Annotated in this window: 23 protein-coding genes and 2 tRNA genes; 20 read left to right on the plus strand and 5 right to left on the minus strand. The window is 70.8% G+C overall.

The window, feature by feature from the left end; genetic code table 11:
• The first annotated feature begins 268 nt into the window (after window positions 1-268).
• The 5 genes from OG898_RS18330 to OG898_RS18350 all read left to right on the plus strand — a co-directional run bounded on the left by OG898_RS18330 (window position 269) and on the right by OG898_RS18350 (window position 6,088).
• The gene (locus OG898_RS18330) at window positions 269-1,228 is read left to right on the plus strand and encodes an ABC transporter ATP-binding protein (protein WP_266958055.1); all 960 of its coding nucleotides are present in this window, start codon (window positions 269-271) and stop codon (window positions 1,226-1,228) included.
• Entirely contained in the window at window positions 1,228-3,636 is a 2,409-nt protein-coding gene (locus OG898_RS18335; RefSeq protein ID WP_266958057.1) for an FtsX-like permease family protein, read from the plus strand. The genes OG898_RS18330 and OG898_RS18335 overlap by 1 nt, the downstream gene beginning before the upstream one ends.
• Before the next feature lie 283 nt (window positions 3,637-3,919).
• Entirely contained in the window at window positions 3,920-5,311 is a 1,392-nt protein-coding gene (locus OG898_RS18340) for a pyridoxal-dependent decarboxylase (RefSeq protein WP_266958059.1), read from the plus strand.
• Entirely contained in the window at window positions 5,308-5,763 is a 456-nt protein-coding gene (locus tag OG898_RS18345; protein ID WP_250739484.1) for an HD domain-containing protein, read from the plus strand. Before OG898_RS18340 ends, OG898_RS18345 begins: the two co-directional genes overlap by 4 nt.
• A 130-nt stretch (window positions 5,764-5,893) precedes the next feature.
• Complete coding sequence (locus OG898_RS18350; RefSeq protein ID WP_250739483.1) at window positions 5,894-6,088, plus strand: hypothetical protein; 195 nt, start codon at window positions 5,894-5,896, stop codon at window positions 6,086-6,088.
• A 190-nt stretch (window positions 6,089-6,278) separates the two neighbouring features.
• Here the strand turns inward: OG898_RS18350 and OG898_RS18355 are convergent, their stop codons facing one another.
• Entirely contained in the window at window positions 6,279-6,512 is a 234-nt protein-coding gene (locus tag OG898_RS18355; protein ID WP_250739482.1) for a hypothetical protein, read from the minus strand.
• Window positions 6,513-6,711: 199 nt separating this feature from the next.
• Window positions 6,712-6,782: transfer RNA gene (locus OG898_RS18360), tRNA-Gly, on the minus strand.
• A gap of 177 nt (window positions 6,783-6,959) precedes the next feature.
• Here OG898_RS18360 and OG898_RS18365 point away from each other — a divergent pair.
• The 6 genes from OG898_RS18365 (at window position 6,960) to OG898_RS18390 (ending at window position 12,243) form a co-directional block, all read left to right on the plus strand.
• Window positions 6,960-7,036 (plus strand) — tRNA-Pro (locus tag OG898_RS18365).
• Window positions 7,037-7,223: 187 nt separating this feature from the next.
• Complete coding sequence (tig, locus tag OG898_RS18370; protein ID WP_250739481.1) at window positions 7,224-8,618, plus strand: trigger factor; 1,395 nt, start codon at window positions 7,224-7,226, stop codon at window positions 8,616-8,618.
• Window positions 8,619-8,950: 332 nt separating this feature from the next.
• A complete protein-coding gene (locus tag OG898_RS18375) occupies window positions 8,951-9,568 on the plus strand; it encodes an ATP-dependent Clp protease proteolytic subunit (protein ID WP_250739480.1) in 618 nt (205 codons plus the stop codon).
• A 107-nt stretch (window positions 9,569-9,675) separates the two neighbouring features.
• On the plus strand, window positions 9,676-10,326 hold the full coding sequence (locus tag OG898_RS18380; RefSeq protein ID WP_250739479.1) for an ATP-dependent Clp protease proteolytic subunit: 651 nt from the start codon (window positions 9,676-9,678) through the stop codon (window positions 10,324-10,326).
• 153 nt (window positions 10,327-10,479) lie between these two features.
• The gene (gene clpX / locus OG898_RS18385; protein ID WP_250739478.1) at window positions 10,480-11,766 is read left to right on the plus strand and encodes an ATP-dependent Clp protease ATP-binding subunit ClpX; all 1,287 of its coding nucleotides are present in this window, start codon (window positions 10,480-10,482) and stop codon (window positions 11,764-11,766) included.
• 186 nt (window positions 11,767-11,952) lie between these two features.
• Window positions 11,953-12,243 carry a hypothetical protein gene (locus OG898_RS18390; protein ID WP_250739477.1) on the plus strand — a complete coding sequence of 97 codons (291 nt, stop codon included), beginning with the start codon at window positions 11,953-11,955 and terminating at the stop codon, window positions 12,241-12,243.
• Window positions 12,244-12,279: 36 nt separating this feature from the next.
• Here OG898_RS18390 and OG898_RS18395 read toward each other — a convergent pair whose 3' ends face one another.
• Window positions 12,280-13,224 carry a hypothetical protein gene (locus OG898_RS18395; protein WP_266958063.1) on the minus strand — a complete coding sequence of 315 codons (945 nt, stop codon included), beginning with the start codon at window positions 13,222-13,224 and terminating at the stop codon, window positions 12,280-12,282.
• A gap of 127 nt (window positions 13,225-13,351) precedes the next feature.
• Between OG898_RS18395 and OG898_RS18400 the strand changes: the two genes are divergently transcribed.
• Complete coding sequence (locus tag OG898_RS18400) at window positions 13,352-15,973, plus strand: valine--tRNA ligase (RefSeq protein WP_250739475.1); 2,622 nt, start codon at window positions 13,352-13,354, stop codon at window positions 15,971-15,973.
• An 88-nt stretch (window positions 15,974-16,061) separates the two neighbouring features.
• On the opposite strand, the gene OG898_RS18405 is transcribed toward OG898_RS18400, so the two are convergent.
• A complete protein-coding gene (locus tag OG898_RS18405) occupies window positions 16,062-16,679 on the minus strand; it encodes a vitamin K epoxide reductase family protein (protein WP_266958066.1) in 618 nt (205 codons plus the stop codon).
• Between the two features lie 152 nt (window positions 16,680-16,831).
• Here OG898_RS18405 and OG898_RS18410 point away from each other — a divergent pair, with 152 nt between their 5' ends.
• Window positions 16,832-17,983: a sensor histidine kinase gene (locus OG898_RS18410; protein WP_266958068.1), complete on the plus strand. Its 1,152-nt coding sequence runs from the start codon at window positions 16,832-16,834 to the stop codon at window positions 17,981-17,983.
• Window positions 17,984-18,004: 21 nt separating this feature from the next.
• Here OG898_RS18410 and OG898_RS18415 read toward each other — a convergent pair whose 3' ends face one another.
• On the minus strand, window positions 18,005-19,054 hold the full coding sequence (locus OG898_RS18415; RefSeq protein WP_250739472.1) for a rod shape-determining protein: 1,050 nt from the start codon (window positions 19,052-19,054) through the stop codon (window positions 18,005-18,007).
• A 117-nt stretch (window positions 19,055-19,171) separates the two neighbouring features.
• Between OG898_RS18415 and OG898_RS18420 the strand changes: the two genes are divergently transcribed.
• The 7 genes from OG898_RS18420 (at window position 19,172) to mrdA (ending at window position 26,900) form a co-directional block, all read left to right on the plus strand.
• Entirely contained in the window at window positions 19,172-20,686 is a 1,515-nt protein-coding gene (locus OG898_RS18420) for a folylpolyglutamate synthase/dihydrofolate synthase family protein (RefSeq protein ID WP_250739471.1), read from the plus strand.
• Between the two features lie 3 nt (window positions 20,687-20,689).
• Entirely contained in the window at window positions 20,690-21,046 is a 357-nt protein-coding gene (locus OG898_RS18425; RefSeq protein ID WP_250739470.1) for a DUF4233 domain-containing protein, read from the plus strand.
• Window positions 21,047-21,151: 105 nt separating this feature from the next.
• A complete protein-coding gene (gene ndk, locus OG898_RS18430) occupies window positions 21,152-21,562 on the plus strand; it encodes a nucleoside-diphosphate kinase (RefSeq protein WP_250739469.1) in 411 nt (136 codons plus the stop codon).
• A gap of 296 nt (window positions 21,563-21,858) precedes the next feature.
• Window positions 21,859-22,878, plus strand: coding sequence for a rod shape-determining protein (locus tag OG898_RS18435; RefSeq protein ID WP_069923827.1), 1,020 nt, complete (start codon window positions 21,859-21,861; stop codon window positions 22,876-22,878).
• A 163-nt stretch (window positions 22,879-23,041) separates the two neighbouring features.
• Window positions 23,042-23,989 (plus strand): rod shape-determining protein MreC, encoded by a 948-nt coding sequence (gene mreC / locus OG898_RS18440; protein ID WP_250739468.1) that lies wholly within the window; start codon window positions 23,042-23,044, stop codon window positions 23,987-23,989.
• A gap of 12 nt (window positions 23,990-24,001) precedes the next feature.
• Window positions 24,002-24,706, plus strand: a complete 705-nt coding sequence (gene mreD, locus OG898_RS18445; RefSeq protein WP_250739467.1) for a rod shape-determining protein MreD — start codon at window positions 24,002-24,004, stop codon at window positions 24,704-24,706.
• 13 nt (window positions 24,707-24,719) lie between these two features.
• Complete coding sequence (mrdA, locus tag OG898_RS18450; RefSeq protein WP_266958072.1) at window positions 24,720-26,900, plus strand: penicillin-binding protein 2; 2,181 nt, start codon at window positions 24,720-24,722, stop codon at window positions 26,898-26,900.
• Window positions 26,901-26,909: the final 9 nt, after the last annotated feature.

Consider the following 26,909-nt stretch of genomic DNA (forward strand, 5'->3'; position numbering starts at 1 on the left):
GAGCCCTGGGAACGGTGGAAGGGCGGGTAGGGGACAGCCCCGCAGGGCACCACCCGAAGCCGCGGCCGGCGCTGCCATACCTGCGTCGGCATCCGCCCGGGCCGGTGCCGCCCGCCAGGGCCGGCCCCGTCCGACGGCCGCACCGATGGTCGGGTTACCCCCACCACAGGTCCGCCAGCTCCCGTCATGGTCCCGACCACCGCACGCTCCGTAGCGTCGGAGACACGATCACCACCGGGTGTTCGACCGGCACGGAAGGCGGCACACCATGGGGCTCCGGCGCAGCAAACGACAGGCCGAGCAGCAGACACACGAGGCCGGCCAGCCGGGCTACCCGGGGCAGTCGGGATACATGGGCCAGCCGGGGCACCTGGGCCAGGCAGGTCAGCCGGGGCACCTGGGCCAGCCGGGGCACCAGGCCCACCCGGCCCACCCGGAGGCGGCCGCCGCCCCCGCCGTCGAGCTGCGCTCGGTCCGCCGGCAGTACGGCCGCGGCGCCACCGCCGTACATGCCCTGCGCGGCATCGACCTCACCCTCCCCCGCGGCAGCTTCACCGCGGTGATGGGCCCCTCCGGCTCCGGGAAGTCCACCTTCCTCCAGTGCGCCGCCGGGCTCGACCTCCCCACCGAGGGCTCCGTCCGCCTCGGCGGCACCGAGATCACCGGCATGAACGAGAACCAGCTCACCGAACTGCGCCGCAGCCGCCTCGGCTTCGTCTTCCAGGCGTTCAACCTCCTCCCCTCCCTCACCGTCGAGCAGAACGTCCTGCTCCCCATGCGGCTGGCCGGCACCCGCGGCCGCACCGCCGCCCAGGCCCAGGCCCGCGCCGCCGACCTGCTCGCCCGGGTCGGCCTGGAGGGCAAGGGCGGCCGCCGCCCCGCCGAACTCTCCGGCGGCCAGCAGCAGCGCGTGGCCATCGCCCGCGCCCTGGTCACCCACCCCGACGTGGTCTTCGCCGACGAGCCCACCGGCGCCCTCGACACCACCACCGCCACCGAGGTCCTCGGCCTGCTCCGCAGCGCCGTGGACACCCTCGGCGCCACCGTCGTCATGGTCACCCACGACCCGGCCGCCGCCGCCCACGCCGACCAGGTGCTCTTCCTCGCCGACGGCCTCATCGCCGACCGGCTCCCGCGCAGCCCGGCCACCGCGATCGCCGCCCGCATGACGGCGCTGACCGTGCCGTCCAAGCCCTCCGCGCCCCAGTACGCAGGAGCAGCCGCCTGATGTCGACATCGCTGCGTCCCCGTTCCAACGGCCTGGCCCGCGCCGTGCTCCGGTTCCGGCCCGCCGCCTTCGCCGGCACCTTCGTCGCCCTGTTCCTGGCCGTCGCCATCGTCTCCGCCTGCGGGATCCTGCTGGAGACCGGTGCCCGCGTGAGCACCCCGCCGACGCGGTACGCCGAAGCCCCCGTCGTCGTCGCCGCCGATCAGCAGGCCCACCTGCAGATGGGCCGCGGCGACGGCGCCTACGAGGTCTCCGCGCCGCTCCCGGACCGGGCGCGGGTGGACGCCGCCCTGCTGGAGCGGCTGGCCCCGCTGGGGCGGGCGGTGCCCGACGTGGTGTTCCCCGTACGGGACGCAGCGGGCCGCACGCTCGACGCCTCCGGCTGGGGCTCCACCGCCTTCAGCCCTGCGGAGCTCCGCGCGGGCCGCGCCCCGGCCGGCCCGGGCGAAGTCGTCCTGGGCGGCGCCGACGGCCCCGACCGGGTGACGCTCGACAGCCCCGCCGGGCCCCGGGAGTTCCGTGTCGTGGGCCGCGCGGACCGGCCCGGAGCCTGGTTCGCCGACACCGAAGCCCGCGCCCTGTCGGGACACCCCGACGCGCTCGACGCCATCGTGCTGTTCGGGGCCGACGCGGAGCGGGCCCGGGCCGCCGTCGAAGGCCGCGCCCGGGTGCTGACCGGAGACGCCCGCGCCCTCGACGCGCGGCTCGCGGGAGCCCAGGAGGTACTGACCGGCCTCGGCGGCTCCTTCGGCGGGATCGCGACGCTCGTCGCCGTCTTCACCGCCGCGGGCACCGTCGCCCTCTCCGTCGGGCAGCGCTCCCGCGAGTTCGCCCTGCTGCGCGCCGTCGGAGCCACCCCGCGCCAGATCCGCCGTACGGTCGCCACCGAAGCCCTGCTCGTCGCGCCGGTCGCGGGAGCGCTGGGCTGCGTACCCGGCATCGCCCTCGCATCCTGGTGGTTCGGGCAGCTCAAGGCGAAGGGCGCCGTCCCGGCCGACGTCGGCCTCGTCGTCTCCTGGATCCCCCTCGTCACCGCGGTCGGCCTCGCCCTGGTCACCGCACTGATCGCCGGCTGGGCCGCCTCCCGCCGCCCCGCCCGCATCCGCCCCGGCCTGGCCCTCGCCTCGGCCGCCGTGGAGCGGCTGCGGCCCGGGTGGATCCGTACCCCGCTCGGCCTCGCCGCCCTGGCCGGCGGAACCGCCTGCGCGACCCTGGCCGCCACCAGCAGCGGCCCGGACGCCGCCAACGCGGCCCTCGGCGTCGTCATGCTCTTCATGCTCGCCGTCGCCCTGCTCGGCCCGCTGGTCGCCCGGGCCTGCGCCGCCCTCTTCGGGCTCCCACTGCGTGCGGGTGGCGCGCCGGCCGGGCTGGCCGCCGCCAACTCCCGTACCCACGCCCGCCGTCTGGCCTCCGCCATCACCCCGATCGTGCTCGCCATGGCCTTCTCCTCCACCCTGGTCTTCCTCCACACCAGCGAGGACCGGGCCGTACGCCAGCAGCAGGAGGCGGGCCTGCTGGCCGACCACGTCATCACCGACCCGCACGGCGGCACGGACCGCACGGCCGTCGACCGGGCGGTCGCCGCCGGGGCCGTCGCCCTCACCCGTACCTCCGTCCTCACCGTCGTCGGCTCCGGCGGCGACCGGTCCTTCCACACGGCCTCCGCCCAGGGCGTCTCCGGGGACCCGAAGGACCTCGCCAAGGTCCAGGACCTGGGCGTCCGTTCGGGGGACCTCTCCCGGCTGGCCCCCGGCACGGTCGCCATCGACCGCACCCTGGCCGAGGCCACCCACACCGGGACCGGCGACCGCATCCCCTTGCGGCTGCCCGACGGGACCCCCGTCACCCCCGAGATCGTGGCCGTCTACACCCGCGGCCTCGGCCTCGGCGAGGTCACCCTCCCGGCCGCCGACCTGGCCGGGCGCACCACCGCCGGCCGCCCCACGGAACTCCTGTTCCGCGGCCCGGCCCCGGAAGGCCTCGGCCCGGTGCTGTCGGCCGCCGCCTGGACCTCCGAACAGAGCGTGGACCGGCAGCTCAACGCCTGGGCCAACACCACCATGGCGGCCGTCCTCGGCGGCTTCGCGGCCGTCGCCGCCGCCAACACCCTGGTCATGACCGTCCTGGACCGCCGGCGCGAACTCCACATGCTCCGCCTGATCGGCTCCACCCGCCGCCAGGTCCTGCGGATGCTCTACTGGGAAGCCCTCCTGGTCGGCGGCACGGGCATCGCCCTGGGCTCGGCGATAGCCCTGGCCACGCTGACCCCCCTGACGAAGGCGATGACGGGCAGCGCCCCGTACATCCCGCCCCTGGTCTACGGCTCCTTCGTGGCGGCCGCCCTCACCCTGACCCTGGCAGCCACGGCCCTCCCGGCCCGCCGCGCCCTGCGCCTCAGTCGAACCTGACGCGCCACACGCCGCCGGTGCCCCCCTGCTCCGCGAACTCCGGCGAGGCCGTATTCCGGCGGGCGCCGGCCACATCCGGCCCCTCCGGCATATCCAGCCTCGCCGGCGTTTGAGGAGCGGGGTCTGGGCGGAGCCCCAGGGAACGGTGGAAGGGTGGGTAGGGGACTCCGCCCCGCCCCCGCAGGGGCCCCACCCCAGCCCGCGCAGCGACCCGGCGGCGACACCGACCACTCACCCCCGATTGGCCGGTCCGCAGGACCCCGGACCCCCTTACCGTGCCCCCATGGACCGCACCCTCGCCGCCGACCTGGCCCGCCTCCCCGAGCTCCTCGACGCCACCCGCGACGCCGCCGCAGCAGCCCTCGCAGCACTGGACGCGCGTCCCGTCGTACCCGGAGCGGCAGTGCCACCGCCGACCCCGCCGCTCCCCGAGCACGGCTCCGGCACGGAGGCCGCCCTCGCGGCCTTCGCGGAGCGCTGGGCACCGCGCCTGTCGGCCTCCGCCGGCCCCCGCTACCTCGGCTTCGTCACCGGCGGCGCCACCCCCGCCGCCCTCGCGGGCGACTGGCTCACGGCGGCCCACGACCAGAACTCCAACTCCGCCCTGGACGGCGGCGGCCAGGACCTCGAACGCGAAACCGTCACCTGGCTCCGCGACCTCTTCCACCTCTCCGCCGCCCACACCGGCACCTTCGTCAGCGGCGCGACGATGTCCAACACCACCGGCCTGGCCATCGCCCGCGAATGGCTCGGCGAACGCCTCGGCGTCTCCCCGGCCGAGGACGGCGCGGCCGCGCTCGGCCCGGTCCGCGTCCTCTCCGGCGCCCCGCACTCCTCCATCGCCAAGGCCCTCTCCGTGCTCGGACTCGGCCGCGCCGCCCTGGTCCCCGTACCGACCCTGCCCGGCCGCGAGGCCGTCGACCCGGCCGCCCTGGACCGCGCCCTCGCCGACGCGCCCGGCCGGCCCGCCGTGGTCGTCGCCAACGCCGGCACCGTCAACACCGTGGACTTCGACGACCTCCGGGCCATCGCCGCCCTTCGCGAACGCCACGACTTCTGGCTGCACACGGACGCCGCCTTCGGCGCGTTCGCCGCGCTCTCGCCGGAGCACGCCCACCTCACCGACGGCCTCGACGCCTCCGACTCCGTCTGCGTCGACCTGCACAAGTGGCTCAACGTCCCCTATGACAGCGCCGTCCAGTTCACCCGCCGCCGCGACCTCCAGGCCCGCGTCTTCCAGAACGCCGCCGCGTACCTCGGCCCCCTGGGCGACGACCCCGACCTGGTGCACCTCACCCCGGAGAACTCCCACCGGCTGCGCGCCCTCGCCGCCTGGTTCACCCTCCACGCCTACGGCCGCGAGGGCCACCGCGAGATCGTGGAACGGGACATCGCCTGCGCCCGCTCCCTCGGCGAATCCCTCACCGCAGACCCGTACTTCACCGTCCTGGCCCCCGTCCGCCTGAACGTCGTCTGCTTCACCCTCACGCATTCCCCCACCCCGGCCCGCCTGACAGCCCTGCGCGAAGCGGCCGGCCCCGAGGTGTTCGTCACCCCCACGACGTACGGTGGAACCCCCGCCCTGCGTGCCGCGTTCTCCAACTGGCGCACCACGCAGGCAGATGTACGCCGGGCCGCGCAGGCCCTCCACACGGCGGCGAAGGAGCTCGGATGACCAACGGCCCGCTCACCCTCATCGAGGTGGAGGCCCTCGCCCGCGCCGCGCACGAGGGCCAGACCGACAAGGCCGGCCGCCCGTACGCCGAACACCTCGCGGCCGTCGCCGAGGGCGTCCGCGCCCGCGGCGGCACCGCCGACCAGCAGGCGGCGGCCTGGCTCCACGACGCGATCGAGGACGAAGCCCTCTCCCCGGCCTGGCTGGAATCGGCCGGACTCCCGCAGTCCGTCAAGGACATGGTCCTGGCCGTCACCAAACGCCCCGGCGAACCGGTCGAGGCGTACACGGCCCGCATCCTCGCCACCCCCGGCGCCCTCCTGATCAAGGAAGCCGACCTGGCCCACAACGCGGACCCCGCCCGCCTCGCGGTCCTCGACGCCCCCACTCGCGACAGACTGTCCGGGAAGTACGCCTATGTCCGCTCCCTCCTGGGCCTCACCGCCCCCTGACGCAAAACCACCACCGTCTCTTCGTCACGAGGCGGATAGCCGGGGCGCGTTGGTGGGAGGATGGACCATGTGGGGGTGCGCGCGGCCGTACCCCGGGCCGACCAGGGGACGACCGAAGGTGTGATCAGAAGTGGCCATTTCGCTCTCAGTAGTGGTTCTGTTGGCGATCATCCTCGTGGTGCTCGTCCGCGGAGGCCACCTCAAGGCCGGCCCCGCCATCGTCGCGGTCCTCTTCGGCTTCTTCCTCGCGTCGAGCTCCATCGCCCCGGACGTCAACCGCTTCCTGAACTCCCTCGCGGACACCATCGCGGGCATCAAGCTCTGATCCGGGTCCGACTTCACGCCGAGGGCGAGGCCCGCGCACGGGCCGGCCCCTCGGCGGCCCCGACCAGCCGCGCCGCAGACCGGCAACTTCCCAGCCCCCACACCGGCGTTCCCCGCGACTGCCCGCGCATCACTCCGCCTTCAGGCGCGCAGAAGACACGGCTCCGAAGCCCGGCGCGAGGCCTGCTCGGCTACCGATAGCCCTCGGACCGCTGTGGCTGTGACGGAGGTGCCGGCTGTGCCTGGCCGCTGTTCGCCTTCCACTTCACCGACTCGCGCCCGTAGCGAGCCGCCCCCACGAGGATTGCGGTCGCCAGCAAGGCGCGAGAGATCGGGTCTTCCTCTGCGATCACGAAGATCAGCAGCGGCATCAAGATCACCAGGTGCCAACGCGGGTGGTTCCGCCAGTCGCTCTTGCCTGCCATTCGACCTCCCAACGGGACCCTAAGGCGCGAGTGGCCCGGAGATCCAAGGTTTGCCACGCTCCGCCGGGTCGCTGCACTGGCCGCGCCGAGCGGGCTCGTCAAGGGGCGCGCAGAGGGCACGGGGAGCTGATCGCAGCCCCGGGAACGACGAAGGGCCAGGTCGAGGAAACATCCTCTGACCTGGCCCTTTGTGTCTCTGAGCGGGTGACGGGAATCGAACCCGCGTAGCTAGTTTGGAAGACTAGTGCTCTACCATTGAGCTACACCCGCAGCACGTGCGACGCAGGTCCGGGGACCGCGGCACGGACAGCATCCTAGCGGGTTCCGGCGGGGGATCGCACACCGCATTTCGCGCCCGCGTGTGGCCGCGGCGGCGCCCGGCGGCTCCGTCCTCGAAACTCCGCACGGCGGAGGGTCTTCGGGCATGTACCCTACGTGTCGCACCGACGGGGTGTGGCGCAGCTTGGTAGCGCGTCCGCTTTGGGAGCGGAAGGTCGTCGGTTCGAATCCGGCCACCCCGACCAGCAGGAGGACCGCGCGATCCCCCTTGGGGATCGCGTCGATGATCGCGTTGTGGGCTGATTGCCGCTTGCGGCTACTATGCAAGCTGCGTGCCCGTGTGTCTGATGTACCGGGCCCGATCCGCTGAGAACCGCTAGACCGCGGCGATGAGCAGAGACCCCCAGCAGTCAGCCACAAGGAGACCGAACCGTGAAGAGCGCCGTGGAGACCCTGAACCCGACTCGGGTTCGGCTCACTGTTGAGGTGCCCTTCGAGGAGCTCAAGGACAGCCTCGACGCGGCCTACAAGAAGATCAACCAGCAGGTCACGGTGAAGGGCTTCCGCAAGGGCAAGATCCCGGCCCGCGTCATCGACCAGCGCTTCGGCCGCGGTGCGGTGCTGGAGGAGGCCGTCAACGACGCCCTCCCGAAGTTCTACACCGAGGCCGTCAACGAGGCCGACCTGAACCCGCTGGGCCAGCCCGATGTCGACATCACGGAGCTGAAGGACGGCGAGCTGCTGTCCTTCACCGCCGAGGTCGACATCCGTCCCGCGATCGAGATCCCGGACTACTCCGGCATCGAGGTCACCGTGGACGCCGTCGAGGTCTCGGACGAGGACGTCGAGAAGTCCGTCGAGCAGCTGCGCGGCCGCTTCGCGTCCACCAAGGACGTCGAGCGCGCGGCTGAGGACGGCGACGTCGTCACCATCGACCTCGAGGCCAAGGTCGACGGAGAGGTGCTGGAGGACGGTGTCGCCCAGGACGTCTCCTACACCATCGGCTCGGGTGAGCTTCTCGAAGGCATCGACGAGGCCGTCAAGGGCCTGGAGGCCGGTGGCGAGGCCACCTTCACCTCCCAGCTGAAGGGCGGCTCCGCCGAGGGCAAGGACGCCGAGGTCACCGTCAAGGTCACCAAGGTTTCCGCCCGTGAGCTGCCGGAGCTGGACGACGAGTTCGCCGGCATGGCGAGCGAGTTCGACACCCTCGACGAGCTCAAGGCCGACAGCCGCAAGCGCCTCGAGAACATGAAGCAGTACGACCAGGCCACGCAGGCCCAGGAGCGCGTCCTGGAGAAGCTGCTGGAGCTCGTCGAGGTCCCGATCCCCGAGAAGCTCCTCGCGGACGAGGTCCAGACCCGCAAGCACAACCTCGAGCACCACCAGCTCGGCCAGATGGGCCTCACCATCGAGAAGTACCTGGAGATCCAGGGCAAGACGGTCGAGGAGTTCGACGCCGAGACCGCCGAGCAGGCGATCAAGGGCATCAAGACCCAGTTCGTCCTCGACGAGCTGGTCAACAAGGAGAAGCTGAACGTGAACCAGGAGGAGCTCACCGAGCACCTCATGCGTCGCGCCGCCTCCTCCGGCATGTCCCCCGACCAGTTCGCCCAGGCCGTCGTCGAGGGTGGCCAGGTTCCGATGCTCGTCGGCGAGGTCGCCCGCGGCAAGGCCCTCGCGGCCGTCGTCGAGGCCGCCAAGGTCACCGACACCAACGGTGAGGTCGTCGACCTCTCCGACGACGAGGACGAGCTCGAGCAGGCCGCCGAGACCGTCGAGAACGTGGTCGAGGCCGACGGCGACATCGCCGCCGACGAGGCCAAGTAACACCTGCCGGACACCAGCGGGGTACCCCCGCTGAGCAGTACCAGAGCACGGCCCGGAGGGCCCGTACGCCATCGCGTCCGGGCCCTTCGGCCTTCCCGTGGGCGCCCTCCCGGAGACCCTCCGCGAGACCCTCCGTGAGGGGCCTCTGACCTTGCGCTCCGAGCGAACAGTTCGGGAAGCGGGATGGCGTTGTCGTAGCTGCGCGTTAGGGTCCATGAATACGAGGGCACGGGAGTACCCGACGCCGGCGGACATCGTCCGCACGGCAGGTCCGCGCCCCAGAACGAGACGCTGAGACGGCACATGGCCGTCGGAGACGAGCAGGTGGATACGTGACGAATCTGAAGCCTTACGCCGCGGGTGAGCCGTCCATCGGTGGCGGCCTCGGCGACCATGTCTACAACCGGCTGCTCGGCGAGCGCATCATCTTCCTCGGCCAGCAGGTCGACGACGACATCGCCAACAAGATCACTGCGCAGCTCCTGCTCCTGGCCGCCGAGCCGGAGAAGGACATCTACCTGTACATCAACAGCCCCGGTGGTTCGGTGACGGCGGGCATGGCGGTCTACGACACCATGCAGTACATCCCGAACGACGTGGTCACCATCGGTATGGGCATGGCGGCCTCCATGGGCCAGTTCCTGCTCACCGGCGGCACCCCGGGCAAGCGCTTCGCGCTCCCGAACACCGACATCCTGATGCACCAGGGCTCCGCCGGCATCGGCGGCACCGCCTCGGACATCAAGATCCAGGCCCAGTACCTGCTGCGCACGAAGCAGCGCATGGCTGAGATCACCGCGCACCACTCCGGCCAGACCGTGGAGACGATCATCCGCGACGGCGACCGCGACCGCTGGTACACGGCGGAAGAGGCCAAGGCCTACGGTCTCATCGACGAGATCATCTCCGCCGCGTCGCTGGTCCCGGGCGGCGGCGGCACCGGGGCCTGATCCCGGCCCCGGCGTACGGGATCCCGTACGGGGACCCGTACGCCCGCCCGCACCAGGCAAGCCTCAGCCCGCAGAACGCCACCAGGACGGTGAACACTCAGATGCACATGAACAACCTTTCTCCCGCGAGCGGCCTCTACACCGGCGCGCCGGTGGACAACCGCTACGTCGTGCCGCGCTTCGTGGAGCGCACCTCGCAGGGCGTCCGCGAGTACGACCCGTACGCGAAGCTCTTCGAGGAGCGCATCATCTTCCTCGGCGTGCAGATCGACGACGCCTCCGCCAACGACGTCATGGCGCAGCTCCTGTGCCTGGAGTCGATGGACCCGGACCGCGACATCTACCTGTACATCAACAGCCCCGGCGGCTCCTTCACCGCGCTGACGGCGATCTACGACACGATGCAGTTCGTGAAGCCGGACATCTCGACGGTCTGCATGGGCCAGGCGGCCTCCGCCGCCGCGGTCCTGCTCGCCGCCGGCGCGCCCGGCAAGCGCATGGCGCTGCCGAACGCCCGCGTGCTGATCCACCAGCCCTCGGGCGGCACCGGACGCGAGCAGCTCTCCGACCTGGAGATCGCGGCCAACGAGATCCTGCGCATGCGCGACCAGCTGGAGACCATGCTGGCCACGCACTCCTCGACCCCGATCGAGAAGATCCGCGACGACATCGAGCGCGACAAGATCCTCACGGCCCAGGACGCGCTGGCGTACGGCCTGATCGACCAGGTCGTGGCGACCCGTAAGACTTCGAACTGATCCTTGCCGCCAGTTGGCGCGGTCACATTGCCGGATTGGGCGATGTGAACCACGTCAAGGGGGCCCCGCACGGGGCCCCCGGCAAGGTACCGTCGGATATGAGGCACCAGGAGCGCTGAACCAGGCGTCTCCCAGGCGAAGGGGAAGCACCTCGTGGCACGCATCGGTGACGGCGGCGACCTGCTCAAGTGCTCGTTCTGCGGAAAGAGCCAGAAGCAGGTGAAGAAGCTCATCGCGGGACCCGGTGTGTACATCTGCGACGAGTGCATCGACCTCTGCAACGAGATCATCGAAGAGGAACTCGCGGAGACCTCCGAGGTTCGCTGGGAAGAACTTCCCAAGCCCCGTGAGATCTACGAATTCCTGGAGAGCTACGTCGTCGGCCAGGAGCCGGCGAAGAAGGCGCTCTCCGTCGCGGTGTACAACCACTACAAGCGCGTCCAGGCCGGCGAGAACGGCGGCGGGACGGGCCGTGACGACGCGATCGAGCTCGCGAAGTCCAACATCCTCCTGCTCGGCCCCACGGGCTCGGGCAAGACGCTGCTGGCCCAGACGCTCGCCCGGATGCTCAACGTTCCGTTCGCCATCGCGGACGCGACGGCGCTCACGGAGGCCGGGTACGTCGGCGAGGACGTCGAGAACATCCTGCTCAAGCTGATCCAGGCGGCCGACTACGACGTCAAGAAGGCCGAAACCGGGATCATCTACATCGACGAGATCGACAAGGTCGCCCGCAAGAGCGAGAACCCGTCGATCACGCGCGACGTGAGCGGCGAGGGCGTGCAGCAGGCCCTCCTGAAGATCCTGGAAGGCACCACCGCTTCCGTACCGCCGCAGGGCGGCCGCAAGCACCCGCACCAGGAATTCATCCAGATCGACACGACGAACGTGCTGTTCATCGTGGGCGGCGCCTTCTCCGGCCTGGAGCGGATCATCGAATCCCGCGCCGGCGCCAAGGGCATCGGCTTCGGGGCGACGATCCGCTCGAAGCGCGAGATCGAGGCGAGCAACCAGTTCCAGGAGGTCATGCCGGAGGACCTGGTGAAGTTCGGGATGATCCCCGAGTTCATCGGCCGTCTGCCCGTCATCACCTCGGTGCACAACCTGGACCGCGAGGCCCTGCTCCAGATCCTCATCGAGCCGCGCAACGCCCTGGTGAAGCAGTACCAGCGGCTGTTCGAACTCGACGGCGTCGAGCTGGACTTCGAGCGCGAGGCCCTCGAGGCCATCGCCGACCAGGCGATCCTCCGCCAGACCGGCGCGCGCGGCCTGCGCGCCATCATGGAAGAGGTCCTGATGTCGGTGATGTACGAGGTCCCGTCCCGCAAGGACGTGGCCCGCGTGGTCATCACCTCGGACGTGGTCCGCTCCAACGTCAACCCGACGCTGGTCCCGCGGATCGTCCCGAAGGACCAGGGTCCGCACGAGAAGTCGGCGTAGCCGCCGGAGCAGACATGCGGAAAGGGGCGTCCCCGACAGGGGGCGCCCCTTTCTGCACGTCCAGGATCAGCCACATGAGGCACGTTCGGCCACGTTCGGCCGTGGAGTCCCTTTTGATTTGGATTCCGGGCACGGTGAGTGATCAACTGCTGCCCTGCAGTTACTCGTTTGAGCGGGGAGCGGTTGATGATCAAGGTGCGGCGGACGATCGGGATTCTGGCGGCAACGGTGCTGGCGGGCGCACTGCCCGTCCTCGTGGCACCACCCGCGCACGCCACGTACGGAGATTGCGCCAACTACATGCGGAACCTGGGCTACATCGTGGGACCCCAGGTGAGGTCCGGGTGCGAGCAGGGTGCGACCCGCGGCTTGAGCAGCGCCATCGGCCGAACCGCCTGCCAGGGCTTCCTGGCGCAAGCGGGCGTGAGGCCGAATCACGTCATGGAAGCCTGCTACCAGGCCTCGCGGCCGGCGTAGGCGCGCCGGCCGCACCCGGAGGGAAGCGACGATCCGTCAGATCTTGGTGCGCGACGTGCCGTACAGCTTGGCGGCCAGCTTGGAGACGTCCTCGAGCGAACCGCTGCTGCCCCCGGTCAGGCCCGCGACCTGGTCGATGAGGCTGGTGCCGGACATGGTGGAGTAGTCGGCCCAGGTGCAGCTGGGGATCTTCACCTCGCGCACCATTCCAGGCTTGACGTCCTTGGTGGCGGTCATCTTGATCTCGGCGCACTTCATCACGGCGCCCTTGAATCCGCTCGGCGTGAATGCCTTCGGGGTGCCGACCAGTTCGTACTTGAAGCCGAGCTTCTCCGCCTCCTTGTTGTTCACGCCGATGTTGGCGTAGTAGCCGTCGATGGTCTTCTCCGGGTCGGCGATCTCGCCCCACAGCCCGTTGACGCTCAGCGTCTTGCCCTTCCCGCCCGGGCTGTTCGAGTACGAGGCAGCCGCGTTGTGCGGGTTCTTCACGCCGAGAGCCTCGGCCTTCGCCTTCTGCTCCCCTTCCAGGGGGGCGTCCGGCGCGGGCTTCGCCGACGGCGACTGTGCGTACCCGTCGACGGCCTGCGGGTAGGCCAGCTTGTAGCCCTTGGTGTCCGCGGAGATCGAGGCCGAGGCGCCGCCGCCCTGCGTGAAGTACCAGCCGGCGCCGCCGATCACGGCCACCGCCAGGACGATGGCGATGATCACGCCGGCCTTGGACTTCTTCGGGGGCTCCGGCTGGTAGCCGCCGCCGTACTGGGGCTGCTGCTGCTGGTAGCCGCCGTACGGGGCCTGCGGCTGGGGCGGGTAGCCGGGCTGCTGCTGCGGGTAGCCCTGCTGAGGGACTCCCTGGGGGGCCTGCTGCGGGTACCCGTACCCGGGCTGCTGCCCGTAGGGGCCCGGCTGCTGCGGCTGCTGCCCGTACGGCCCCGGCTGCTGCGGCTGCTGGCCTCCGTACGGTCCCGGCTGGTTGTAGCTCATCCCGCGTCCCCCCATGAGGTTGTTTATGCGTCCCAGACATCCTGGCGGAAGCCGGAGGCGCTCAGGGCGCCGGGTCCTGGGAAAGCCGGTTTCATGACTGGACTGTTACCGCTCTAAACTGTGCCCCGTGACCGAGAACACGCAGACACCCAGCAGCCCCTACTCCGAACTGCCGACTTCGTACGCGCCGGCCGATGTAGAGGGGAAGCTCTACGAGCGCTGGGTAGAGCGTGGGTACTTCGAGGCGGACGAGAAGAGCGACAAGCCCCCCTTCGCCATCGTCATCCCGCCGCCGAACGTCACCGGAAGCCTCCACCTGGGGCACGCCTTCGAGCACACGCTGATCGACGCCATCACCCGCCGCAAGCGCATGCAGGGCTACGAGACCCTGTGGCAGCCCGGCATGGACCACGCGGGCATCGCCACCCAGAACGTCGTCGAGCGCGAGCTCGCCAAGGAGGGCAAGTCCCGCCACGACCTGGGCCGCGAGGCCTTCGTCGAGCGCGTCTGGCAGTGGAAGGGCGAGTCCGGCGGCCAGATCTCCGGCCAGATGCGCCGCCTCGGCGACGGAGTCGACTGGTCGCGCGAGCGCTTCACCATGGACGAGGGCCTGTCCGAGGCCGTCCAGACCATCTTCAAGAAGCTCTACGACGACGAGCTGATCTACCGCGCCGAGCGCATCATCAACTGGTGCCCCCGCTGCCTCACCGCGATCTCCGACATCGAGGTCGAGTACCAGGACGACGAGGGCGAGCTCGTCTCCATCCGCTACGGCGAGGGCGACGCCTCCATCGTCGTCGCGACGACCCGCGCCGAGACGATGCTGGGTGACACGGCCGTCGCCGTCCACCCCGACGACGAGCGCTACAAGCACCTGGTCGGCACCGAGATCGAGCTGCCGCTCACCGGCCGCCGCATCCCGGTCGTCGCCGACGGGCACGTCGACCCCGAGTTCGGCACCGGCGCCGTCAAGGTGACCCCGGCGCACGACCCGAACGACTTCGAGATCGGCCAGCGCCACGGCCTGCCCAACCTCGCCGTCATGGACGAGCACGCGGTCATCACCGTCCACGGCCCCTTCCAGGGCCTGGACCGCCTCGAGGCCCGTTCCGCCATCGTCGCCGCGCTGCGCGCCGAGGGCCGGATCGTCGCCGAGAAGCGTCCGTACACGCACTCCGTCGGCCACTGCTCGCGCTGCAAGACCACCATCGAGCCGCGCCTGTCGCTCCAGTGGTGGGTCAAGGTCGGCCCGCTCGCCAAGGCCGCCGGTGACGCGGTCCGCGACGGCCAGGTCAAGATCCACCCGCAGGAGATGGAGAAGCGCTACTTCGACTGGGTCGACAACCTCCACGACTGGTGCATCTCGCGCCAGCTGTGGTGGGGCCACCGCATCCCCGTCTGGTACGGCCCGAACGGCGAGATCGTCTGCGTCGGCCCCGACGAGCAGCCGCCGACCGGCGAGGGCTGGACCCAGGACACGGACGTCCTGGACACCTGGTTCTCCTCCGGCCTGTGGCCGTTCTCCACGCTCGGCTGGCCCCAGCAGACCGACAGCCTGGCGAAGTTCTACCCGAACGCCGTCCTGGTCACCGGCTACGACATCCTCTTCTTCTGGGTCGCCCGGATGATGATGTTCGGCCTGTACGCGATGGACGGCACCCCGCCGTTCCACACCATCGCCCTGCACGGCATGGTCCGCGACGAGCGCGGCAAGAAGATGTCGAAGTCCTTCGGCAACGCGGTCAACCCGCTGGACTGGATGGACAAGTACGGCTCCGACGCGGTCCGCTTCACCCTGGCGCGCGGCGCCAACCCGGGTGTCGACGTCCCGATCGGCGAGGACTGGGTCCAGGCCTCCAGCAAGTTCGCCAACAAGATCTGGAACGCCACCCGCTTCGCGATGATGAACGGCGCCACGATCGAGGGCGACCTGCCGTCGGTCGAGGAGATGTCGGCGACCGACCGCTGGATCCTGTCCCGGCTGAACGAGACCGTCGCGCAGGCCGACGCCTTCTACGAGGACTACCAGTTCTCGAAGCTCAGCGAGGCGCTCTACCACTTCGCGTGGGACGAGGTCTTCGACTGGTACGTCGAGCTGTCGAAGACGACCTTCTTCGCGGGCGGCGAGCCGGCCAAGGCCTCCGCCCGGGTCCTCGGCGAGGTCCTCGACGTCATGCTGCGCCTGCTGCACCCGGTGGTCCCCTTCGTCACCGAGACCCTGTGGACCACGCTGACCGGCGGCGAGTCCCTCGTGATCGCCGACTGGCCGAAGGACAGCGGCTTCCGCGACGCGGCCGCCGAGGCCGAGATCGAGGCCGTCCAGAACCTCGTCCGTGAGGTCCGCCGCTTCCGCAAGGAGCAGAACCTCGACGACAAGCAGAAGGTTCCGGGCCGTCTGGACCTGTCCGGCACGACGCTGGCCGCCCACGAGGCCGCCATCCGCCAGGTGCTGCGCCTGCAGCCCGAGGGCGACGCCTTCAGCGCCACCGCGACCCTGCCGGTCGGCGGCGCCACCGTCGCGCTCGACCTGTCGGGCACCATCGACGTGGAGGCGGAGCGCAAGCGGCTGAGCAAGGACCTGGCCGCCGCCGAGAAGGAGAAGCAGCAGGCCGAGGCGAAGCTCGGGAACGAGGCGTTCATCGCCAAGGCCCCCGACAACGTCGTGGACAAGATCAAGGGCCGGCTGACCAAGGCCGAGGCGGACATCGCCCGCCTCACCGACCAGCTGGCCGGGCTGCCCCAGGGCTAGCCGACCCGCAGGACGCAAGCGAAGGCCCCCACGCCGTCGGTCGACGTGGGGGCCTTCGCCGTATCTGTTCCCCGCGAGGGGCCCGGCATCACAGCAGCTGGGCGCCGAACCTCGTCAGGACGAGCGCCGCGACCACGCCGTACCCGGCCAGCGGCACCAGCCAGTGGGGGACCGCCCGCAGCCGGGAGCCGGCCGGGGCCAGGTGCAGGGTGACGTACCAGAACAGCGGGATCATCACCGCCCAGACGACCATGCACCACGGGCACAGCGCCCCGATCACGTACAGGCACTGGCTGATCAGCCACACCGTGAAGGCGAACCCGGCGGCGATCCCGGCCCACAGGCCGCGCCACAGCCACCGGGGGAGCAGCGCCCCGGCGACCAGGGCCGTGCCCAGTCCGGCGAGGGCCGCGAAGCCGGCGATTCCGAGCAGCATGTTGGGGAAGCCGAGGAGGTTGCCCTGCCAGGTGGTCATCACGTCGCCGCAGCTCAGCACCGCGTTGATGTTGCAGCCCGGGGTGAAGAGCGGGTTCTCCAGGGTGCGGATGCGGTCGTAGGTGAGGATGCCGGAGGCCAGGGTGCCGACGAGGCCGCCGATCAGCAGGAGCAGGGCGGTGCCCCGGGGGGCGGCCGTGCCCCGGGGGGTGGTCGCGCCCCGAGGGGTGCTCGTGCCCTGGTGGGTGGTCGTTCCCCGTTCGGTGCTCATTCTCCCGACGCTACGAGCGCGGCGGCGGCCCCGGGTAGAGAGGAAGGCCTCCGGGTGAAGGGACCTCCGGCCTGTCCGAAGTGCCCTAAATCACGCATTCTCGGGTCCGGGTGGTCGGGATCCGAGGGTGCCGAGCACGGATGATGGAGGGCATGCACGTCACGCCCGCCCCCTCGGCGCCCCACCGGCTCCTGGCCCTCGGCCGCCGGCTCGCGCAGGGCTGGGCCGGGTCGCCGCGTGCGATGGACGTGCTCGCCGCCCTCAGCTGCCTGGGCCTGATGGCGCTCGACCTGCCGGGCCTGGCCGCCGCCGACAACTCCCTGAGCGGGCTCGCCGCGGCGGTCGTCCTGGCCGTCGGCTGCTCCACGCTGCTGGTGCGGCGCCGGATGCCCTGGGTCTCGTACCTCGCCGCGCTGCTCTTCATCGGCTGGCTGCACGAGCTGACCCTGATCCAGTTCGCGCTGTACTCGGTGGGCCGCTTCCGCGGGCGCCGGGCCGGTGTCCTCGCCACCTTGGGTTACGTCGCCTTCGCGTTGTGCCTGTTCTGCTGCGTGCCGGGCTGGCCGCTGGCCCGGGCCGAGACCCTCAGTTCCTTCCTCAGCCTCGTCGTGCCCATCGGGGTCCTCGCCTCGGCCGTGGGCATCGCCGCCTACCGCCACGACCTCGTGCGCGAGCTCGACACCCGGCGCGCGGAGTCCGCCGTCCTGCAGGCCGTCCAGCAGGAGCGGACCTCCGTCGCCCGCGACGTCCACGACTTCGTCGGGCGCGAGCTGACCCTGCTGACGGTCCGCTCCGAGGTGCTGTCGATGCGCTCGCGCGAGACGGCGTACGCGAAGGACTTCGAGGAGCTCGCCGACACCGCCCGCCGGGCCCACCTGGTGCTCAACGAGATCATCGTGCAGCGCGGGGAGCGGGCGGCCACCCCGGGCGTGGACGGGCTGGCGGCCCTCGCGGAGGAGAGCGGGCGCGCGGGTTCCCCCGTACGGCTGGACCTGGACCCGGCCGTGCACGGGCTGTCGCCGCTGCGCCAGGCGGCGGTCTACCGGGTGGTGCAGGAATGCCTGACCAACGCCGCCAAGCACGCGCGCGGCGAAACCATCGAGGTGTCCATCGCGGCGGACGGGCCGCAGCTGCGGATCGCCGTCCGCAACGGGCTGGCGCAGCGCAATCCGACCAGGGCCCCCGTCTCGGCGGGCTCGGGCACGGCGAGCATGTCCGAGCGCGTGCGCAGCCTGGGCGGAACCCTGACCGCGACGCGCACGCAGGACGCGTACGAGGTCCTCGCGACCCTCCCGAAGGGCTGAGCCCGCCGGCGCCCGCTCCCGCTAGGCCCTCGCCGGCGCCAGCAGGCTGCTGAGCGCGTCCATGTCCTCCACGCAGCGCCCGGAGCCCAGGGCCACGCAGTCCAGCGGGTCGTCCGCGACGAAGACGGGGATCCCCGTCGAGGAGGCCATCCGCAGGTCCAGGCCGGGGAGCAGCGCGCCGCCGCCGGTCAGGACGATGCCGTGCTCCATGACGTCCCCGGACAGTTCGGGCGGGCACTCCTCCAGGGTGGTGCGGACCGCCGCGATGATCGCCTCGATCGGCTCGTCGAGCGCGGCCCGTACGTCGCGTGCGTCGAGCTGCAGCGTCTGGGGCATGCCGCCGACCTTCTCGCGGCCCCGCACCGTGAAGGTGGCGGTCTCCAGGTCCGGCCGGTCCGGCACCGGCCACGCCGAGCCGATGGCGATCTTGACGTCCTCGGCGGTGCGGTCGCCGATGAGCAGGGAGTGCTCCTTGCGGACCCAGTCGGTGATCGCGGCGTCCAGCCGGTCGCCGCCGACCCGCAGTGACTGGGAGGTGACGATGCCGCCCAGCGAGATGACCGCGACCTCGGAGGTGCCGCCGCCGATGTCGACGACCATCGAGCCGCGCGGTTCGGACACCGGGAGCCCGGCGCCGATCGCCGCGGCCATGGGTTCCTCGATCAGGTGCACGGTTCTGGCGCCGGCCCGGGTGGAGGCGTGGATGATGGCCCGCCGTTCCACCGGGGTGACCCCGGACGGTACGCAGATCACCATGCGGGTGCGGACCCGGCGGCCGGGGACGGCCTTGCGGACGAAGTGCCGGATCATCTCCTCGGCGGCCTCGTAGTCGCAGATCACGCCGTCCTTGAGGGGGCGGATCGCGGTGATGGAGCCCGGCGTGCGGCCGATGGTCTCCTTGGCCTCGGCGCCCACGGCCAGTGCGGTGGTGGTGCCCGCCTTGACGGCCACCACGGACGGCTCATTGAGGACGATGCCGTGCCCCCGTGCGTAGACGAGGGTGTTGGCGGTTCCCAGGTCTATCCCTATGTCGCGGCTGGAAGCTGTCTTGTTGGTGCTGGCCTGCGGCATTTGTTCCCCAATCTCCTGCCCGCAAGGCTTGCATAACGATCCGGTCGCTCTGCCGGTCGAAGGTCCCGATACGACCGGGCCGAAAGTCCCCCCGGTCCTCGTCCGTAGACTGGTCCCGTGAGTGAGCAGCAGCCCGAGAGCCACGATGACAGCTTCGACGCGTTCGACCAGATCGTGGCGGAAGAGTCCGACCGCGACCCCGACCTGGCGGTGATCGAGGCGGGCAGCCGCACCCTGCGTACGCAGGCCGGTCCGCCCCAGGGCGAACCGGTACCCGAAGAGCCCGCCGACCCCGAGGTGGCCCAGGCGCTGCGGGAGGTGGAGCAGGAGCTGGCCGGCCGCTGGGGCGAGACCAAGCTGGAGCCGTCCGTCACGCGGATCGCCGCGCTGATGGACGTCCTGGGCGAGCCGCAGCGCGCGTACCCCTCCATCCACGTCACCGGCACCAACGGCAAGACGAGCACCTCCCGCATGATCGAGGCGCTGATGAACGCCTTCGAGCTGCGCACGGGCCGCTACACCAGCCCGCACGTGCAGTCGGTCACCGAGCGGATCAGCCTGGACGGGGCGCCGATCAGCGCCGAGCGGTTCGTCGAGACGTACCACGACATCAAGCCGTACGTGGACATGGTGGACGCGGCCGAGGAGATCCGGCTGTCGTTCTTCGAGGTCCTCACCGGCATGGCCTACGCGGCCTTCGCGGACGCTCCCGTGGACGCGGCCGTGGTCGAGGTGGGCATGGGCGGCACCTGGGACGCCACCAACGTCATCGACGGCGCGGTCGCCGTGGTCACCCCGATCAGCCTGGACCACACGGACCGGCTCGGCTCCACCACCGGCGAGATCGCGCTGGAGAAGGGCGGCGTCATCAAGAAGGGCGCCACCGTGATCCTGGCGCAGCAGCCGGTGGACGCGGCGCAGGTGCTGCTGAAGAAGGCCGTGGAGGTCGACGCGACCGTGGCCCGCGAGGGCATGGAGTTCGGCGTCGTCACCCGCGAGGTCGCGGTGGGCGGGCAGCAGCTGACGCTGCGCGGGCTGGGCGGCGAGTACGACGGCATCTTCCTGCCGCTGCACGGCGCCCACATGGCGCACAACGCGGCGGTGGCGCTGGCGGCGGTCGAGGCCTTCTTCGGGATCGGCGCCGACCACGCGCGGGCGCTGGACGTGGAGACCGTGCGGAAGGCCTTCGCCTCGGTGACCTCGCCCGGCCGCATGGAGGTCGTGCGGCGCAGCCCGACGGTGGTCCTGGACGCGGCGCACAACCCGGCCGGGGCGCGGGTCACGGCGGAGGCGGTGACCGAGGCCTTCGGCTTCAGCCGGCTCATCGGGGTCGTGGGCGCGAGCGAGGGCAAGGACGCGCGCGGGCTCTTCGAGGCCTTCGAGCCGATCTTCGCGGAGGTCGTGATCACGGAGAACACCAGCCACCGGGCGGTGTCTGCCGACGACCTCGCGGCCATCGCGGTCGAGGTCTTCGGCGCCGACCGGGTGCAGGTGGAGCCGCGGCTGGACGACGCCCTGGAGGCGGCGATCACGCTGGCGGAGGAAGAGGCGGAGTACGGAGGGGCCGGGGTCCTGGTGACCGGGTCCGTCATCACGGTGGGCGAGGCCCGCCTGCTGCTGAAGAGGGGCTGAGGGATGCGCACGCTGTGTGCTTCGACGCTGATCGCCGAGTTCTTCGTGATCGGCTTCGCCGGGCTGGTCGCGATGAAGGGCGATCTGAGCCAGGCCACGGTCTGGACGGTCTGCGGGATCGCGATGCTGGTGTCGGTCCTGCTGTGCGGGATGCTCTCGCGCCCCGGGGCCGTCCAGATCGGCTGGGCCCTGCAGATCGGGCTCGTGCTGAGCGGGTTCGTCGTCCCGATGATGTTCATCCTGGGCGTGGTGTTCGCCGGTCTGTGGTGGTGCTCGATCCACTACGGCCGCCGCATCGACGTGATCAAGGCCCGCTGGGCCGCCCAGGCGGAGGCCCAGGCCGCCCCGACCGAGGCGTAGCCCGCCGAGGAGCCGGTACGGGGCCGGGGAAGGCCCCGTACGGCGAGGGCCCGGGCCCCTGTAGCCTCGTCGGACCGCACCCGTATGCCGCAAGGAGTTACCCATATGACCCAGCGCACGCTCGTCCTCCTCAAGCCCGACGCCGTCCGTCGCGGCCTGATCGGCGAGATCGTCGGCCGCATCGAGCGGAAGGCCGGCTGGACCATTCCCGCGCTGGAGCTGCGCATGCTGGACCAGGAGACCCTGGAAGCGCACTACGGCGAGCACAAGGGCAAGGTCTTCTACGAGCCCCTCATGGGCTTCATGGCGAGCGGCCCGGTCGTGGCCCTGGTCGTCGAAGGGGAGCGCGTGATCGAGGGTGTCCGCCAGTTGGCCGGACCCACTGACCCGATTGCCGCCGCGCCCGGCTCCATCCGGGGTGACTTCGGTACCGTCACCCGGGAGAACCTGATCCACGCCTCGGACTCCGAGGAGTCCGCGGAGCGGGAGCTGAAGCTGTTCTTCCCGGCGCTGTGATCACTCTCTTCTGACGCAACATCAGCCGAATAGCGCTCATGACCTGGGGCGACCGAAGTAATTTCGGTCGCCCTCCGGTATTACCGGGCACATTCGGGAACGCATCGACAGGACACGACGTCACCACTATGGGGGCGGGTATTCGTTCCGGCGGGCTTGCCGGAGTCCCGTCGCGCGGTGGCCGTACTTGCGGCACTACGATGGGGCCTCCACCCACACACCCACCTCGCCGACCTGACAGCAGCCGCTATCAACTGGAAGGCCAGACGCTCCTCATGGGGAACAAGGGGAACAACATGTCGTTCATCGGCCGTGACATGGCGATCGACCTCGGGACCGCCAACACGCTGGTGTACGTGAGGGGCCGGGGAATCGTCCTGAACGAGCCGTCCGTGGTCGCCATCAACACGAACACCGGTGGCATCCTGGCGGTCGGCTCCGAAGCCAAGAAGATGATCGGGCGCACGCCCGGCAACATCGTCGCCGTGCGGCCCCTCAAGGACGGCGTCATCGCCGACTTCGAGATCACCGAGCGGATGCTCCGGTACTTCATCCTCAAGATCCACAAGCGCCGTTACCTGGCCCGTCCGCGCGTGGTGGTCTGCGTGCCCTCCGGCATCACGGGAGTGGAGCGCCGCGCCGTCATCGAGGCGTCCACGCAGGCCGGTGCCCGCCAGGTGCACATCATCGAAGAGCCGATGGCCGCCGCCATCGGAGCGGGCCTGCCCGTCCACGAGGCCACCGGCAACATGGTCGTGGACATCGGCGGCGGCACCACCGAGGTGGCCGTCATCTCCCTCGGCGGAATCGTCACGGCACAGTCCATCCGGGTGGCCGGAGACGAGCTCGACAACGCGATCATCCAGCACATCAAGAAGGAGTACTCGCTCCTCCTCGGTGAGCGGACCGCCGAGCAGATCAAGATCACCATCGGGTCGGCCTACGACCTCGACAAGGACGAGCACACCGAGATCCGCGGCCGCGACCTGGTCTCGGGCCTGCCCAAGACCGTGGTGATCTCGGCCGCCGAGGTGCGCAAGGCGATCGAGGAGCCGGTCAACGCCATCGTCGACGCCGTCAAGACCACCCTCGACAAGTGCCCGCCGGAGCTCTCCGGCGACATCATGGACCGCGGCATCGTCCTGACCGGAGGCGGCGCCCTGCTGCGCGGCCTCGACGAGCGGCTGCGCCGCGAGACGGGCATGCCGATCCACATCGCCGAGGACCCGCTCGACTCCGTCGCGCTCGGATCCGGCAAGTGCGTAGAGGAGTTCGAGGCGCTCCAGCAGGTCCTGGACGCCCAGCCGCGGCGCTGATCCGGCCCGCCGCGCGGCGGTGGAACACAAATGATCCGCCGTACGGGTGCTACCGGGCCCGTACGGCGGATCGTTGATATACAGGCAAGGTCCGGTGCGAGCCCCGGCTCCACCGGAGCGGCTTCGCCGCACGGTATCTATGAGGAAGGCACGGCCGCCGCACGTGAGGGACACACGAGAAAGCCGGCTGCTCCTGGTGCTTCTGATCGCCATCGCGTTCGCTTTGATCACGGTGGACATCAGGACAGGTGAGGAGTCTCCGGTCGACGGTGCCCGACAGGCCGCCGCAGCGGTTTTCGGGCCGGTCGAGAAGGGCGTGGCCAAGGGCGTCGACCCGGTCGCCAACGCCATAGGGGCGGTACGGGACTCCGGCGAGCGGCACAACCGCATCGCGACGCTGGAGCGCGAGAACGCGGCGCTCAAGGCCAAGCTGGGCAGCGACGACCAGACCCGCAGCCGGATCCGCGAGCTCGACGAGATGCTCAAGCGGGCGGGCGCGGGCCAGTACGGCATCAAGGGTGCCGAGGTCATCGCCATAGGAGCGGCCCAGGGCTTCTCCTGGACCGTGACCATCGACGCGGGCAGCAAGGACGGCATCGAGCGCGACATGACCGTCCTCAACGGGGACGGACTCGTCGGCCGCGTCGCCACCGTCGGCCCCGACACCGCCACCGTGGTCCTCGCCAACGACCCCGACTTCACCGTCGGAACCCGCCTGGAGAAGACCGGCGAACTCGGCTTCGCCACCGGTCAGGGCGACCGGGAGCTCTCCGTGCAGATGCTCAACGGCAAGGCCAAGATCAACACCGGCGACCGGCTCGTCACCTTCGGCTCGCGCGGCAACAAGCCCTTCGTGCCCGGCGTCCCGATCGGCGAGGTGATCAAGGTCGACCCCTCGCGCGGCGACCTGACCCGCACCATCTGGGTCCGCCCCTTCGTCGGCTTCTCCCGCCTGGACATCGTCGGCGTCGTGGTCATGCCCCCGCGCGAGGACCCGCGCGACGCGGTCCTGCCGCCCAAGCCCGAGGCCCCCAAGCCCACCCCGACGGTCACCGTCACGGTCACCCCGTCGCCCGGCGCGTCCGCGTCCGGCAAGCCGGCCGACGACTAGGAGCCGATCATCATGCGTTTCAACCGGATCCTGCTCTCGGGCACGCTCGTCGTGGTCGCCCTGGTCGTCCAGGTCTCCATCCTGGGCCGCCTCCAACTCCCCGGAGCCGTCCCCGACCTGGTCCTGCTCACGGTCGTCGCCCTCGCACTCGTGTACGGGTGCGTCAGTGGCGCCCTCATCGGCTTCGCCGCCGGCCTCCTCACCGACCTGGCCCCGCCCGCCGACCACGCCGCCGGCCGCTACGCGCTCGTGCTGTGCGTCATCGGCTACGTCGCCGGCCTGGTCCGCCCCGACACCGGGCGGTTCCGCTCCGCCTGGGGCCCGATGCTCACGGTCGTCGGCGCCGCCTTCGTGTCCACCCTGCTCTACGCGGGCGTCGGCGCCCTGGTCGGCGACACCGCCGCCCGGCACGTGGGCCTGACCGGACTGCTGTTCACCGCGGTCCTCTACGACCTGCTGCTCGCCCCCTTCACCGTGCCGTTCATCATGGCCCTGGCCCGCCGCGCGGAGAACGACCCGATGGCCGTCGAGGCCAACGGCGGTCCGCCCGCGGGCAAGGACATCGCCTCCGGCTGGCTGGCCGGTGGCACCGGGCTGCGGATCGGCAGCCAGCGCGGCGGCCTGCGGATGAAGACCGCCCGCAGCCGGGCCAACCGGGCCGGCCGGATAAAGGGCGTCAAGGGAATCAAGGGTGTGAAGAGCGTCAAGAAGCTGTGAGGGAGGAGTCCACGTGACCAACATTCCGGAGACCGGCCGTACCTCCCGGGTGCAGATCCGGCTCGTGATCATCCAGGTCCTCGTCTGCTCGATGTTCCTCACCCTCGGCGGCCGGCTCTGGTACCTCCAGATCCGCAACGGCGCCGAGTACTACCACGAGGCGAAGAGCAACCACGTCCAGCGGGTCGTCCAGCCGGCCGTGCGCGGGACGATCCTCGACGCCCGGGGCGTCGCCCTCGCCGACAACGAGACCCGGCTGGTCGTCTCCACCAGCCGCACGGCGCTGATGAAGATGAAGGACCGCGGCAAGGGCGTCATGACCCGGCTCGCCGGCGTCCTGGACATGACCCCCAAGGAGGTCATGGAGAAGGTCCGCCTCTGCGACTCCCAGACCCCCGCGCCCTGCTGGAACGGCTCCCCGTACCAGCCGATCCCGATCACCCTCGACGCCACCACGCAGCAGGCGCTGCAGCTGCGCGAACGCCCGGAGGAGTTCCCCGGCATCACCGCCGAGCCCGTCGCGATCCGCCGCTACCCGGCCCCCGGCGGGGCCCGTACCGCGCAGGTCCTCGGATACCTCTCGCCGGTCACCGACGACGAGATCCAGAAGGCCAAGGACACCGACTCGCCGCACCTGCGCTCCGACCAGGTCGGCCGCTCCGGGATCGAGCGCACCTACGACAAGTACCTGCGCGGCAAGGCGATGGTCACCTCCTACGAGGTGGACAACCTCGGCCGGGTCATGCACCAGACGGAATCCGACGCCGGTGTGCCCGGATCCACCCTGGTCACCAGCATCGACGCCCGGGTCCAGTCCGTTGCCGAGTACGAGCTCCAGCTGGCGATGAAGACGGTCCGCCAGGAGACCGACAAGATCACCGGCCGCAAGTACGAGGGCGACTCGGGCGCCGTCGTCGTCATGGAGACCAAGACCGGCCGGGTCGTCGCCATGGCCTCCCAGCCCGACTACGACCCCAACGCCTGGGTCGGCGGCATCGCCGCCAAGGACTACGCCGGCCTCACCAGCGACACCTCCAACTACCCGCTGCTCAACCGGGCCATCCAGGGCCAGGCCCCCGCGGGCTCCATCTTCAAGGTGGTGTCGGCGAGCGCGGCCGTCCGGGCCGGATACGCCTTCGACGACAAGTACAACTGCAGCGCCTCGTACAGCATGGGCAACCGGAGCTTCGCGAACTTCGAGTCCAAGGGACACGGCCCCATCACCCTCGGCGAGGCCCTCAAGTTCTCCTGCAACACCGTCTTCTACGCCCTCGGACACAAGGAGTGGCAGCGCGACGGCGGGCTCAAGCCCAAGAAGGACGCCCACGACTGGTTCTACCGGACCGCCCGCGACTTCGGCCTCGGCTCCGAGACCGGGATCGACCTGCCCAACGAGGTCTCCGGCCGCATCCCCGACCGGCACTGGAAGCAGTCCTTCTGGGCGGCCAACAAGAACTCCTGGTGCAAGCAGGGCAAGAAGGGCGGCACCTACGTCGAGCAGATCGCCTACGAGAGCTGCCTCGAAGGCAACCAGCTCAAGGCGTACGACAGCATCAACTTCGCCATCGGCCAGGGCGACGTCCTCGTCACCCCCATCCAGATGGCCACCGCCTACGCCGCCATCAGCAACGGGGGCACCCTCTTCGACCCCATCGTCGGCAAGGCCGTGATCAGCGCCGACGGCAAGCAGGTCCGAATGATCAAGCCCAAGCCGCACGGCAGGCTGCCGATCGACGCCAAGACCATCAAGGACCTCGACAAGGGCCTGCGCATGGTCGTCGAGCCCGGCGGCACCGCCGCCTGGCGCTTCGGCGGCTGGCCGCTGGACAAGATCCCGATGCGCGCCAAGACCGGCACCGCCCAGGTCTACGGCAAGCAGACCACCTCGTGGCTGGCGACCTACACCGACGACTTCACCATCGTCATGACCATCTCCCAGGGCGGCACCGGCTCCGGAGCCTCCGGCCCCGCCGTCCGCAACATCTACAACGCCATCTACGGCCTGGACATGGCGGGCAACCAGGACTACAAGAAGGCGCTCCTGCTGGGACCGGAGAAGGGCCTGCCCAAGATCCGCCCCGACGGCGGCATCGATTCCCCCGAGATCCGGCCGTACGTACCGCCGTCCCCGGAAGAACTGGCGTCGCCCGCGCTCGCCGGCCCGCCCGCCCAGCGCCCCGCGCAGCACGACTGAGTACCGAGG

The sequence above is a fragment of the Streptomyces sp. NBC_00193 genome, from assembly GCF_026342735.1.
Lineage (GTDB): Bacteria > Actinomycetota > Actinomycetes > Streptomycetales > Streptomycetaceae > Streptomyces > Streptomyces stoeckheimensis.

Excerpts from the sequence above, each read along its gene's own strand:
- OG898_RS18405 (WP_266958066.1), bottom strand. The coding sequence starts at position 16,679 with ATGAGCACCGAACGGGGAACGACCACCCACCAGGGCACGAGCACCCCT.
- OG898_RS18345 (WP_250739484.1), top strand. The coding sequence starts at position 5,308 with ATGACCAACGGCCCGCTCACCCTCATCGAGGTGGAGGCCCTCGCCCGC.
- OG898_RS18335 (WP_266958057.1), top strand. The coding sequence starts at position 1,228 with ATGTCGACATCGCTGCGTCCCCGTTCCAACGGCCTGGCCCGCGCCGTG.
- OG898_RS18415 (WP_250739472.1), bottom strand. The coding sequence starts at position 19,054 with ATGCCGCAGGCCAGCACCAACAAGACAGCTTCCAGCCGCGACATAGGG.
- OG898_RS18390 (WP_250739477.1), top strand. The coding sequence starts at position 11,953 with ATGATCAAGGTGCGGCGGACGATCGGGATTCTGGCGGCAACGGTGCTG.
- OG898_RS18330 (WP_266958055.1), top strand. The coding sequence starts at position 269 with ATGGGGCTCCGGCGCAGCAAACGACAGGCCGAGCAGCAGACACACGAG.
- ndk (WP_250739469.1), top strand. The coding sequence starts at position 21,152 with ATGACCCAGCGCACGCTCGTCCTCCTCAAGCCCGACGCCGTCCGTCGC.
- OG898_RS18355 (WP_250739482.1), bottom strand. The coding sequence starts at position 6,512 with ATGGCAGGCAAGAGCGACTGGCGGAACCACCCGCGTTGGCACCTGGTG.
- mreD (WP_250739467.1), top strand. The coding sequence starts at position 24,002 with ATGCGTTTCAACCGGATCCTGCTCTCGGGCACGCTCGTCGTGGTCGCC.
- OG898_RS18380 (WP_250739479.1), top strand. The coding sequence starts at position 9,676 with ATGAACAACCTTTCTCCCGCGAGCGGCCTCTACACCGGCGCGCCGGTG.
- OG898_RS18410 (WP_266958068.1), top strand. The coding sequence starts at position 16,832 with ATGCACGTCACGCCCGCCCCCTCGGCGCCCCACCGGCTCCTGGCCCTC.
- OG898_RS18395 (WP_266958063.1), bottom strand. The coding sequence starts at position 13,224 with ATGAGCTACAACCAGCCGGGACCGTACGGAGGCCAGCAGCCGCAGCAG.
- OG898_RS18425 (WP_250739470.1), top strand. The coding sequence starts at position 20,690 with ATGCGCACGCTGTGTGCTTCGACGCTGATCGCCGAGTTCTTCGTGATC.
- OG898_RS18340 (WP_266958059.1), top strand. The coding sequence starts at position 3,920 with ATGGACCGCACCCTCGCCGCCGACCTGGCCCGCCTCCCCGAGCTCCTC.
- OG898_RS18435 (WP_069923827.1), top strand. The coding sequence starts at position 21,859 with ATGTCGTTCATCGGCCGTGACATGGCGATCGACCTCGGGACCGCCAAC.